The 12553-nt window shown below is 67.9% G+C and carries 8 protein-coding genes and 3 pseudogenes; 6 read left to right on the forward strand and 5 right to left on the reverse strand.

Annotation, left to right across the window (positions count from 1 at the left end; genetic code table 11):
* Entirely contained in the window at nucleotides 1-1371 is a 1371-nt protein-coding gene (locus tag ACW4TU_RS04640) for an IS4 family transposase (RefSeq protein ID WP_457430628.1), read from the reverse strand.
* Between the two features lie 226 nt (nucleotides 1372-1597).
* Between ACW4TU_RS04640 and ACW4TU_RS04645 the strand changes: the two are divergent.
* The 3 genes and pseudogenes from ACW4TU_RS04645 to ACW4TU_RS04655 all read left to right on the forward strand — a co-directional run.
* A pseudogene (locus ACW4TU_RS04645) lies at nucleotides 1598-2038 on the forward strand (HARBI1 family protein); the annotation flags it as partial.
* A gap of 85 nt (nucleotides 2039-2123) precedes the next feature.
* Nucleotides 2124-2660, forward strand: coding sequence for a hypothetical protein (locus ACW4TU_RS04650; RefSeq protein ID WP_457424881.1), 537 nt, complete (start codon nucleotides 2124-2126; stop codon nucleotides 2658-2660).
* A 466-nt stretch (nucleotides 2661-3126) separates the two neighbouring features.
* Nucleotides 3127-3399: a hypothetical protein gene (locus ACW4TU_RS04655; protein WP_457424883.1), complete on the forward strand. Its 273-nt coding sequence runs from the start codon at nucleotides 3127-3129 to the stop codon at nucleotides 3397-3399.
* A 55-nt stretch (nucleotides 3400-3454) separates the two neighbouring features.
* On the opposite strand, the gene ACW4TU_RS04660 is transcribed toward ACW4TU_RS04655, so the two are convergent.
* A complete protein-coding gene (locus ACW4TU_RS04660) occupies nucleotides 3455-4633 on the reverse strand; it encodes a wHTH domain-containing protein (RefSeq protein WP_457424885.1) in 1179 nt (392 codons plus the stop codon).
* Between the two features lie 80 nt (nucleotides 4634-4713).
* Nucleotides 4714-5586: an STM4015 family protein gene (locus ACW4TU_RS04665; RefSeq protein WP_457424887.1), complete on the reverse strand. Its 873-nt coding sequence runs from the start codon at nucleotides 5584-5586 to the stop codon at nucleotides 4714-4716.
* 438 nt (nucleotides 5587-6024) lie between these two features.
* Between ACW4TU_RS04665 and ACW4TU_RS04670 the strand changes: the two genes are divergently transcribed.
* Nucleotides 6025-6852, forward strand: coding sequence for an HARBI1 family protein (locus ACW4TU_RS04670; protein WP_457424889.1), 828 nt, complete (start codon nucleotides 6025-6027; stop codon nucleotides 6850-6852).
* Between the two features lie 896 nt (nucleotides 6853-7748).
* Here the strand turns inward: ACW4TU_RS04670 and ACW4TU_RS04675 are convergent.
* Nucleotides 7749-8759: a pentapeptide repeat-containing protein gene (locus tag ACW4TU_RS04675; protein ID WP_457424891.1), complete on the reverse strand. Its 1011-nt coding sequence runs from the start codon at nucleotides 8757-8759 to the stop codon at nucleotides 7749-7751.
* A 293-nt stretch (nucleotides 8760-9052) separates the two neighbouring features.
* A pseudogene (locus ACW4TU_RS04680) lies at nucleotides 9053-9245 on the reverse strand (MarR family transcriptional regulator).
* A gap of 450 nt (nucleotides 9246-9695) precedes the next feature.
* Here ACW4TU_RS04680 and ACW4TU_RS04685 point away from each other — a divergent pair.
* Entirely contained in the window at nucleotides 9696-11867 is a 2172-nt protein-coding gene (locus tag ACW4TU_RS04685) for a SpoIIE family protein phosphatase (RefSeq protein WP_457430709.1), read from the forward strand.
* A 358-nt stretch (nucleotides 11868-12225) separates the two neighbouring features.
* Nucleotides 12226-12444, forward strand: a pseudogene (locus tag ACW4TU_RS04690) (ABC transporter substrate-binding protein); the annotation flags it as partial.
* Between the last annotated feature and the right edge of the window lie 109 nt (nucleotides 12445-12553).

Here is a 12553-nt window from a genome sequence, read left to right on the forward strand (position 1 = left end):
TTACGGGCCCGTCGGCTGCGGCGCCTGAATGGTGATCTTGTACTCCGCCCTGCTCAACGGCGTTCTGCTTACTGCCCGGGCGTAGGCGAGAGTGCCTTTGCGTTCGCGGGTCTTGGTGCGTCGCCGGCGCTCAAGGCGGGGGCTGGACCAGATCTCGTGGAAGACGTCGAGGAGTGCTGGCGGGGTGCCGCGGCCAACGCTGCGCACGAGCGCGCGGAGCGTGACGGTGAAGGAGATGCGGTCCGGGTCCGCAGGGACGTCCTCGGGGTTCTCGCGTGCTGCGCGGGCCCGGATGATCTGCACGATCTGGTAGACGATGAGCAGCGCGTACAACTCCTGGGCGACGCCGTTGGGTTCACCTGAGCGCAGCACATTCCGCATCCCGCTCAGGTGGATCTTCAGGTCGGCATAGCCGGTCTCGGCTTCCCAGCGCTCCGCGTACAGCTTCACGATCTGTAGCGCCGGGGCTGTGACGTGGTCGAAGAGAGTGGTGATCAGCAGGTAGGACTCGCTGCGGGACTCGCCGTGCTCGGGGACGACGGTGATATCGGCCTGGATGACGCGGATGGGCATGCCCGCGTCTTGCCGGGCACGCACTCCGCGTCGCTGGGGGCGCACGCCTTTGGCCCGGGCCCTGGCGATCAGGTCGGGAGTGATCTGGTTGGCGGCCGGCAGATGAGAGAGGTACGAGCCGTCGGGCAGGCGGCGCAGGACCGGCAGCCGACGGTTGGCGATGGCCCGAATGATTAGATCGGCGCCGGTGGCCCGGACGGTCGCGACGTGCGCGGACCCCGAGAAGTACCGGTCCGCCAGGACCAGCATGCCCGCGCGCAGACACCCGCCGTGCACCAGCTTGCGCAGCAGCGCTCCCTCGCTGGTCGAGCGGCCGCCCCATGCCGCGTCGAGGATGGCCCGGGTGCCGCACGCGATCAGAGTCAGCACGCGGATCTGCGGGCAGCGGCCCGGATCCTTGTTGCTGCGGCCGGGAGCCGGGCCGAACGCGGCGCGGTTGGGCACGGTGTCCGGGACATCGAGGGTCGTGCCGTCCACGGCGGTCGTCAGCAGAGCCAGATCGTGCCCGAACGCGGTCGCGCCGGGATCTTCCGGTCCGCAGTGAGCACCCCGTAACAACAGGAACAGGGACTTCAAGGGCTCACGGCCAAGGCGGCGACGCGCCTGCACCGCCGCCGGCGCACTGGGCACCCGCAGGTGGCGGGCGCCCGCACGGTGGTGCAACTGCTCGAAGAGCATGCGCAGTACTTCCCGGTAGCCGACGCTCGGATACAGCCACAATGCGAGCACCAGATACAGCGTCACCCGGGCCGGCAGCTTACGGACGCGACGCTCCCGGCGGCCGCACCGGGTGATCACCTCGTCGATCAGGGCCGGTGGGACGATCTCGGTGACGGCTCCCAGCGTCAGTTGCCCGGCGACTGGTGCGTACCGGGAAGCGTGGGGTTGGCTTGCGGAAACGGATTCTGCGGCAGGAGCATGGGTGGGCAACAGGGCCTCCGTGGTCGGCGGATTTCTTGGTCGAAACCAGTCGACACAGGGGCCCTGTTGCCACGTCAAGGACTCTGACGGGCCCGTAACTTACCGGCGTTGCGGAAAACACAAGCACCATGGCGGGAACGTACAGGTCATCTCCACTCCGGACGGCTGGCCGATCTGGGTTTCACCGGTCCGCCCGGGCCGGGAACACGACACCACCTGCGCCCGCCACCACGGCCTGATCGACGCCCTGAACCGCATCGCCGCCGAGCTGGACATGTCGACCCTCGTCGACCTCGGCTACGAGAACGCAGGCGACGGCTTCCGCCACCCCGTCAAGAAGCCCGCCGGAGGCGAACTGACCGAGGCCCAGCAGACCTACAACAAGGTCATCCGTGGCATCCACGGCATCTGCGAACGCGCCAACTCCCTGCTCAAGACGACCTTCAAAGCACTACGTCGGGTCAGCCTCGACCCCAGCCGCATCACGAAGATTGCCGCCGCAGCCCTCGTCCTGCTTCAACTCGAGTACGACCGCACCATCTGAACAATCACACAACGTCATGGTCCATTTTTGGGACAGGCTCACTGTGCCCGGTGGCGGCGACCTTCCCCATGACAATGTGCTCGCGGTGCCCGGCACGTTGCTGGTTCCCGGCACCAACACCCTGGAGATACGCAGTTCCACCGAGGCGCGCAGCAGACTGTGGCTCTACCGGATCACCCTGGACTCCGTCCATGACCGGGGCTGCTCCGAGCGCGCTCTGGACGCCGAGGCCGGCAAGCCGTTCGTCTTCAGCTTCAGCAGCGAGCGACGGGTGCTGGACTCCGCGTCCTGGGAGTCCGCCCCGAGGCTGCGCTTCCTTGTCGACCGGGGCGAGCAGACGCTGCCCTCGCAGCTTTCCTGGCGCGGAGCGGACGGGGCGGAGGCGACGGTCAGCTTCGCGTCGGGCATGTCCGGCTTCTACGGCTCCTACCGGGCCGCGGACGGCGCGATCGGCGAGTTCCGCGGCAGTCTCACAGAGCGGCTGGCCTTCTCGGAGGGGCCCGCGGACATGCCGGTCCTCCGATTCCGTACGGAGGAGGGGTGGGGCGGGTCCTGGCACGCGTCCTCGGAGCTGCGGCTGCTGGTCGACGACGGCGGCGCACCCGTGGAGCGCATAGCCTGACGCGACCAGCGGGAGAACTCCGGCTCGGTCAGCCTGCGGGGCACCGGCTCCCGGCCCGCCGACGCACACACCCATGACGTCACCGCCAAGGTGACAGACATCGACGCGAGCAACGAATTCCGGGCCGCGGGGGAGATCGCCGCCAACCTTCTCGACCGTGCCAGGAACAAGTGGCTGTCCCACGAGAACAGCGCCCGCCTGGACTTCCTCCTCTCGCAGCCCACGGCTGTCGCGTCGTACACACTGACATCCGCCAACGACTGCCCGGGACCGCGATCCCCGGAGCTGGCACTTCCGAGGATCGCACGACGGCAACCAGTGGACGACCCTGGACTCCCGGACCCAGCAGGTCTTCACCGAGCGCTTCCAGTTCGCGAGCTACTCCTTCGGCAACACCACGGCGTACCGGCACTATCGCCTGCACATCACGCGCAACGGCGGCTCGCGGGAACTGCAACTGTCGCAGGTGCGTCTTTTCCGGGCTTCCCCCGCTGCCGCCCCGCGTACCCCGGACAAGTTCATCGGGTCCTACCAGCGTGCGGGCGAGGGCGTCATCGGATACCGCGGCACGGCGGTACCCGGCTCCGGCGCTGTCGACTCCGACGCCACCGGGACGGTCGGGGAGAGGGACGACGCCCGCCTGAGTCAGCTCATCGGGGAGCTGGAGCAGACCGCCCAGAACCTGGGCGGCGCGGCCAGGACCATCGACAAGGTGGCGGACTGGCTCGACACGCGCTGACCGTACGAAGTCCGGCTCCGCCCGTCCGCCCGAACGCGCGCCGGTGCCGCGAAGATCACGAGGTGGCCAGAGAGGCCCGGACCTCCGGGTAGTCCACCTCGTCGGGCAGCCGGTGGCCGAGAGCGGTGAGCCGCGCCGCGACGTCCGCCGGGCTTCTCCCCGTCAGGCTCGCGCTGCGCAGGACGTGTTCCAGGTGGACGTTGTCCAGGTACGAGCGGTCGACCGTCTCCAGCAGCCGGATGTCCTCCTCGTCGACGGTCTCGGGCAGCTTCGCGTTCTCGTGCAGCCAGTGCCCCAGCGCGGCCAGCCTCTCGGCGATGTCCGCGGGGCTCCGTCCCGTGGTGAGGGCCGCGCGCAGGATGTGCCGCATCTGTAGCCCGACGACAGTGTTCTTCAGCAACCAGGGCGCGCGGCCGTCGAGTTCCTCACTGAGGATGGTGAGGTCGTCGGCCTCCGGGTGGTCGGGCACGACCGGTTGAGCCCAGCCCAGCTCCGTCAGCCGGGCGGCGACGTCCGCCGGACTGCGGCCCAATTCCTGTGCGACAGCGAGAATGTGCCCGATGGATTGAGCCCCGTAGAGGGGGCGAGCACCGTGTTCTGTAGAAGACCTGAGGAGCAACTCGTCGCCGGGGTCAGGGGTGTACGGCAGCCGGAGGCCGAACGCGAGCAGTCGCGTGGCGGCGGTGTGCGGGCTGCATCTCAAGTGCTCGGCCGCGCCGAGCACGTGGGACGCGGGCACCTCGTCGTCCCAGTCGAGCCACTTCACATAGGGGCCGGGGTTGACGCTGATCAGCGTGGCGTCACCGCGATCGGGGGATTCGGGCAGCGCCCTGCCATCGCCACCGAGCCGGTAGCCGAGAGCGGTCAGCCGCCGTGCGACGTCGGCAGGACCTCGATCGGCCAGGCCCGCCGATTCGAGTATCTGGCGCAGGGACACCGGCTTGCCGACGTCGAGCCATGCAGGCCTGGATTCCGCGCTCGTGTCCCTGACCAGCGGGATGTCGTCGAGGGCGACGGTGTCGGGCAGCGTCTCGGGGTGCTGGATGTCGGTGTGCCCCATGGCGGTCAGCCGTGCCACTACGGCGGCGGGGCTCCACCTCAGCAGGGCAGCGGCGTGCAACACGTGGCCGTACGGAACCTGTTCGGCCGGCAGGAGCCAGGGGCGGCGGCCATTGACTTCGCGACTGGCGATCCGGCGGTCGTCCGGGTCCTGGGACTCGGGGGCTTGGAACATCGTGCGGCCTTTCGACGGCGCTGGGAGCGGTGACGGGGAACGAGAGAGAGAAGTGGAGGGTCAGGACCTGGCGACGGCGGTCATTCGGCGACCGCGATGTACCGGCCGTGTTCCTGCCCCCACTCGGGGTTGCCCCCGTCGTCCTCCTGCCTGGCGGTCAGATTCACACGAACCCCCTGCGGCTCCAGCTCTGTCCAGATCCGCAGCATCATGGCGTCGCTGAGGAAGTGGTGCGAGAGGTCCAGCTCCCGCAGGTGGCTGAGCGGCTGACCGTGCAGCAGTGCCTCCACGCCCGCGTCGGTGAGCGTGCCCAGCGCCAGGCTCAGCGACGTGAGCCGGGATATGACCGGCGCGGAGGCCAGCGCAGCAGCCAACTCGTCCTGGACCGGGCTGTTCTGCAACCCCAGGTGGCGCAGTGCGGGCTTGCCCGCACCCGCGAGCAGCGGGGCGAGGTGCTCAACAGTGGTCCCACCGCCGTAGCTTTCGTCACCCAGCCACAGCTCCAGGCGCTCCAGGGAAGGCAGATCGGCTGCGGCGATCTGCGCCACCGCCTCCGGGGGCAGCCCGCCGGACTCGACGCGCAGCACACGCAGTTCTCCGTGGCCCGTCACGGGGAAGTCCAGGCCTTCTCCACCGCGCAGGACCAGCTCCCGAAGACCGGGGAACGCCTCCAGGACGGGCGCGACATTGCCCAGGTATATCGTGGAGATCATCGACTCCTCGTCCTCCAGATCGCCGAGGAAGAGTGCTTCGAGTCCGGTCAGCCGGGAGCGGAGGCCGATCAGCGGTTCGTCCGGAAGCCCGCCGTCGGCGTCGTACCAGGGGTGACCGAATACCAGCGCCCGTACTTTCTCCAGCTCGACCGACTCGGTGAAGCGTGCCCAGTAGGCGTCGACGCGCCCCATGTAGTCGGCCTCGTGGGGTATTTCCGCGCACTGGATGCGCCAGGCCACGGAACCCGGATCAGGAAGGTTCTCGGGGTTCACCTGCGGTGAAAAAGTGAATGTGGGCAGTCCGTAGAACCGCTCGACATGGTGCACATAAGACAAAACGTGACTCCCTACACTCCAGACCTGGCGGCTGTTCAGTGTTTTTCTATCAGTCGCCTCTGACAAGTGGATCCAGATCCGGTGGTGTTGGTCCGGAAGGCCGTTTCGCGGGCTGCGCGCATTCGCCCGAGACCGTGCAGCTGAGCCTCGCCGGTGGCCGGGGCGGTGCTTCGCGGAGCCGGACCGCGTTCAGCCTCACTGAGCTTTTCCCGGTAAGCACCCGTCGCTCGCTGTGATCGCGATGCTGGCGCTGCGGCCCCGTGCGGTCGTCAAGTCCGTGCAGGCGTAAGGCCCCTGGTAGGAACGATCTTGCGACAGATTGTTCTGACCGAGGGGCCTCACGTGTCGACCAGTGTCACATACACCGCCGTGCTCGATGCGAAGCGGACCACCGCCGAGCATCTGGCCGGCCTCCTGCGTGACCACCGGATCGTGGCCAGGACCCGCGAGGGCCGACGTGCGCTGGGCTGCTTCAAGCAGGCCGTACTCGTGCTGCGCTGGTTCCTCGACGGCACCCGGTTGGCTCAACTCGCCCGTGGCAACGGACTGTCGGCCTCCACCTCCTTCCGCTACCTCCACGAAGGACTGGCCGTCCTGGCCGCCGGAGCACCGGACCTGTCCACCGCGCTGGAGCGTGCGAAGGCAGCCGGGCTGACGCATCTGAACCTCGACGGCACGGTCATCCGCACCGACCGCGTCGCCGCCCCGGGCCCCCACGGCGCAGACCTCTGGTGGTCGGGAAAACACAAGCACCATGGCGGGAACGTACAGGTCATCTCGACTCCGGACGGCTGGCCGATCTGGGTCTCGTCAGTACGGCCGGGCCGGGAGCACGACACCACCTGCGCCCGCCACCACGGGCTGGTCGACGCCCTCAACCGCATCGCGGCCGAGCTGGACATGCCGACCCTCGTCGACCTCGGCTACGAGAACGCCGACGACGGCTTCCGCCACCCCGTCAAAAAGCCCGCCGGAGCCGAGCTGACCGAGGCTCAGCAGACCTGCAACAAGGTCATCCGCGGCATCCACGGCGTCTGCGAGCGCGCCAACTCCCTGCTCAAGACCACCTTCAAGGCCCTGCGCCGGGTCAGCCTCGACCCCAGCCGCATCACGAAGATTGCCGCCGCAGCCCTCGTCCTGCTTCAACTCGAGTACGACCGCACCATCTGAACAATCACACAACGTCATGGTCCATTACTGGGAAAGGCTCAGTGAGCAGCCCTCACCTTCGGGTGGCTGAGATACGAGTCTTTCTCGCTGGCTAGAACTGGGTTGCTAACCTGGCGTGGGCCGCTTCCTTTGCAAGGCGTGGCCTAACAGCGGCCCGTTTCGGATTGACGTTGGCGACTACTCACGACCCACGGCAACGAAGTAGTCATGCCTTGAGAATGCAACTTCACGCCAGCACCCCCAGCGCTCGACGATGCACGCCTTTCTCTCCGCGCTCATGGGGCCTGTCCGGGACAGTCCTTCCGAAGGATCATTGATGACCCGCTCATGTCCGTGATGTGGTAACTCGTCGAGAAGGCGGGCGGCACGGAGTGCAAGCTCCAAGCGTCGACATGATGCGTGAGGCTTGCGCAGTCCGCTACCTCTTACTCCGGGGACAATTGGTCGTAAGTGATGGCTCCTGTATCCCCAGGGCCATGGCATTCCGGGTTCGTTACGTGAGACCGAGGGCTCGTAGGGGCCTGTGGTAGTCGCGGCCGGCGTGGTGGAGGGCGGCGGCGATGTTGGTCTGACCGTCTTGGCGGAAGACGCTGATGGCGAGGTTCCGCCGCCAGCCCCGGCACCCAGGGTCGGCGCACCATGGAGACCTCGGTCAACCGCGGGCCCATCGTGCTCGCCATCGCCCATTGGCAGGCCTTCCTCCAGAACCTCGCGCAGGCCCTCATCGACGCCGCAACCGCCCACCGGCGACGGAGCCACCCAGTCCTGGCCGGCGCCGTGGCGCGAATGGACGACCGACTTCCAAGCATCGATAGAGAAATTCTCCACGCCGGGGCAGAAGCCGTATTCGGACTGGCTGCAGGGGGTCTTGTTCGGGAGAGCGGAGACGATGGAGGTCAACCTTTTACGATTTCGGCAATCCGAGCGCGTACCTGCGGATCCAAGGCCAGCCCTTTCGGAAGCTTGGTTGAGGGATAGGGAAAGCCACTCACTACCTGTTCGACAGTGAGGGACCTGGCCTCGGCCAGGTCCGCGCCGTAGAGGCGCGCGCCTTTGAGGCTCGTGTTTTCAAGGTGAGCGCCCGTAAGGTGAGCATCCTGGAGGTTCGCGTCGCTGAGGCTCGTGTTTTCGAGGTCCGTATCGTTGAGGTCTGCGTTGCTGAAATTCGCGCCGACGAAGACCGCGTCGCTGAGGTTTGCGTTGCTGAGGTTCGCACGGTTTAGGTACGTCGAATAAGCGTTGACGTGGTCGAGGTTTGCACTGCTGAGATCCGCGTCGCTGAAGTTCACGGCGCCGATGTCCGCGCCTCTGAGGTATGCGCCGACGAGGCGCGCGCCGCTGAAGTTCGCGGCGCCGAGGTTCGCGCCGGCGAGATGAGCGCCGTTGAGGTTCGCGCCGTTGAGGCGCGCGTGATCGAAATTCACCTCCCGAAGGTCCGCGCCAGCCAGTTCTGTCCGTGTGTATTCTCCGTGCTGGAACCGGGGAAGGTTCACTCCCCGCAGGTCTGCGCTGTGCAGATCGACCAGGGCCGTGCCGTCGTTGAACGGGCGGCGCGTAGCGAGGACTTCGAGGGCTGCTGTTATGTCCGGTGCGGGGCCCTCCCACCGGACCTGGTGTTTCGTCGCGTCGGATGCGGGGGCGTGGACGCGGATGAAGGCACTGAGGACGCGGATGACTGTGGGTTGGTCGCGGGCGGAGTCGGTCATGATGCGCTGGAGTGCGTAGATGCCGCCGAGGCGGGTGTCGACGGTGTCGGAGCCGAGGTTGGCGACTGCGTCGTTGTAACGGTCGGTGATCTGGCCCTGCTCGGTGACGTTCAGTGTGTCCTGGGCTTGCCGCACGGTGGCGAAGGTGAAGATGAGCGCGATGACGGCGGCGATGCCGGGCAGGCCGGTTACGGTGACCATCGCCCATTGTGTCCGCAGCAGCCGCCGTTCGCGTTCGCGTTCCGCCGCGGCCGCGACGGCGGCTGGGTCCGGCGGCTGTGGTGGGTGAGGCGGAACAGGTGGCGGTGTGTTCGGCGGGCCAGCCGGTGGCGGTGTACTCATGGATCCCCCCGTGGCACCGATCGGGCCGGCCGGCGTGTATCGAGCCTGGCCCCGGTTGATTGCCCTGGTTCACTCTCAGTGTTTACCGACTTGGGCACGGTACCGGCCGTCAGCCCTGTACGGGAGGGGCACGTGGGGATACCCCTTTCTCTTTAGTCGTTGGTGTCACGGCGGGGGCGGTTCATGGCGGCTACGGGCCAGCCAGGCTCGGACGGTATCCGCGAGCCAATACGGTTTGCCGCCCTCCACCAGGTCGGGAGGCGGAAGCAGGCCGTGCTTGCGGTAGGAACGCACCGAGTCGGTCCGCGCACCGATGTACGCCGCGATCTCCCATGGATGAGCCACTCGGCATAGCGCTTTCGCAGCAGTGCCTTCGGCCTTCTGGAGTATCTGTTCCGTGCGACCGTCCGGCTCATCATGGGCGGAGATTCCCACCCCCCAAAAAAAACCAACTCCCTGATCAATGCGGGGTTTTGGTCTGGGCCAGCGCATCGCTCCTCTGGTTTTCACCAGACAGGAGTGGCGTCCGGTCGCAAGCAGGCAAGTACGGACGTCTTGGGGCCAGTAAGTGGCAGACCCGGGCGGGCATGGCCGGCATGCGCTGAGATGGCTCGATTCACCGCAAACTGCAAGTCAGTTGGGGCCGCCATGAGCGACATGATCACATCAGGGTCGACCTACGGGGCAGGAACTGCCGAGCAGGCTCATCACCCATCCGGCGTCCCGAGCCGGGTGAGCGAGCCGGGAGCGGCCGAGGACAGGTTCCGGGGACTGCTGGAGGCAGCCCCGGATGCGATGGTCATCGTGGACGGCACCGGGATCATCCGCCTCGTCAATGCGCAGACCGAGGCCCTCTTCGGTTACCGACGGGACGAACTCCTCGGCCACCCCGTCGAAATCCTCATCCCCGGCCGGTTCCGCGCCCACCATGCCACGCACCGCAACGGATACGCCAACACCCGCCAGGTGCGGCCCATGGGTGCGGGTCTGGAGCTGCACGGACTGCGCAAGGACGGCACCGAGTTCCCCGTCGAGATCAGCCTCAGCCCCCTGGAAACCGCCGACGGGCTCCTCGTCTCCGCCGCCGTACGCGACGTCAGCGAACGCAAGGCCGCCGAGGAGAGGTTTCGGGCACTGCTGGAGGCGGCCCCGGACGCGATGGTGATCGTCGACAACACTGGGATCATCAGGCTCGTCAACGCCCAGACCGAGGCCCTCTTCGGTTACCGACGGGACGAACTCCTGGGCCGTCCGGTCGATTTGCTGGTGCCTGAACGGTTCCAGGCCAACCACACCCGGCATCGCGACGGTTACACCAACACGCGGCAGGTGCGGCCCATGGGTGCAGGTCTGGAGCTGCACGGACTGCGCAAGGACGGCACCGAGTTCCCCGTCGAGATCAGCCTCAGCCCCCTGGAAACCGCCGACGGGCTCCTCGTCTCCGCCGCCGTACGCGACGTCAGCGAACGCAAGGCCGCCGAAGCCCGTATCAACGAACTCGCCGCCCTGGTCGAGTCGTCCCAGGACGCGATCCTCGCCAAGACTCTCGACGGCCGCATCACGTACTGGAACGCCGCCGCGCAGCGGCTGTACGGCTATACGGCCGAGGAGGCCATCGGACGGCACGTGTCCATGCTGGCGTCGCCGGAGCACAAGGACGAGGTCGTCATGCTGCTGGAGCGGCTGCGGCAGGGCGAGAAGATCGAGCACTTCGAAACCCTGCGCGTCACCAGCACCGGCGCCGCACTCGACGTCGACGTCACCCTGTGGCCGACCCGGGACACCACCGGAACAGTCATCGGCGCCTGCGCCATCATCCGCGACATCAGCGACCGCAAGCGCGCCGAGGCCGAACTCACCGAGTTGTACAGGCAGCAGAAGCACATCGCCCTCACCCTGCAGCGCAGCCTCATGGGTACTCCCCCCGCCATCCCCGGCCTGGCAGCCGCCAGCCGCTACCGGCCCGCCACCCAGGGCGCCGGCGTGGGCGGCGACTGGTTCGACCTGGTCCCGCTCGGCGCCGGCCGGGTCGGCGTCCTCATCGGCGACGTGATGGGCCGGGGCCTGGAAGCGGCGTCCGTCATGGGTCAGTTGCGCTCCGCCGCCCATGCCCTGGCCAAGACCGGCATGCAGCCCCGCCAGCTCATGCAGGCTCTGGACGCGGTCGTCGCCGACCTGAACGTCCCCGACCAGTTGGTCACCTGCTGCTACCTGATCATCGCGTCGGACGCCGGATCCGTCACCCTGTGCTCGGCCGGCCACCTGCCCACCCTCGTCGCCACCCCCGGCGACAGCGCGCGCAGGCTTCTCGCGCCGGTGAACGCACCTCTCGGCGTCGGCAACATCCTCTACCAGCAGTCCAGTGCGGACATCCCGCCCGGAGCCACCCTCGTGCTGTACACCGACGGCCTGATCGAAACCCCCGGCAGCGACATCGAGGACGAGATCGACAAACTCACCACGGCACTCGACGACGCCTTCACCCGTACCGACGGCCTCGACGCCGCCGCCGATCACGTCCTTGCCGCACTGCTGCCCGACGCCGAGGGACACGACGACGACGTCACCCTGCTGCTGGCCCAGGTGCCCGCCGCCCCACTGGACAGTGCCCGTACAGAACTGCTGGCCACCGCCTCCTCGGTGCCCACGGGCCGCGCCTTCGTGGGAGAGACCCTCGCCGCCTGGGGCTGCCCCCAGCAGACCGACGACGCGAGGCTGCTGGTCTCCGAGATCCTCACCAACGCTGTTCAGCACGCGCAGGGCCCTCTCGTCCTCCATCTGCGTCGCACTGTCAGCGAACTCGCCGTCGAGGTCGGCGACCTCAGTCCGCATCTGCCGCAGCCACGGCTGGCCGCGCGGGACGAGGAGTCCGGGCGGGGCCTCATCCTCGTCGACACCCTCGCCGACAACTGGGGAGTCCGCCCGGACGAACGCGGGAAGACCACCTGGTTCACCCTCCGGCTGTAACCGGCAAGAAGCCCGGCGGCCCGTAGGCGAGAAGGTTCGGCGGCTCGGGGCGCGGCAAAGGGGGGCGTCCGGCTCAAGCGGCGTCGCAGGGCGTCAGACCTGGATGGAATCCGCCCGCCTATGGACTGGAGTGCCCGCGCAGGGCTGAACTCCGCGCGTGAGGAACCACCAACCCGTCTACGGCCACACCGACAACGGCCGACGGAGCCGGTCGCAACCGGCGCCGCTCGTCAGGCAGCTGACCCCGTGCGGAGCTGCCGTACGTCCCGCACGATCGTGTGCAGGGCGCTGAGAAAGATCGCGAACGGGGGCCAGGAACCAGAGGGGCCGACGCCCCGGAGCGGTACTCACGAACGGCAGCGACAGGAAGACCTACGACGCCAAGTCCTACGACTTCCGCGCCGTCACCCTCCCCAAGGAGAACAAGGTCGCCGGCGACCGGGTGATCCGCCAGGCCCTGGACGCCGCCGTGGACCGCGAGTCCATGACGGACAAGATTCTCAACGGCGCCGACCGCCCGGCCTATGAGCCGCTGCCCGTCGACGACCCCGGGTTCGCGGAGGCCATCGAACACCCTCGACCACCTCGTGCGCTCACACTCGGGACACACCCGCACGGAGTGCCCGGGCAGCAGGGGGACCTTCGAGCTCACTCACCTGGACGCCATGCAGTTCCTGAGGCCGAAT

This window comes from Streptomyces kryoterrae, assembly GCF_054072135.1.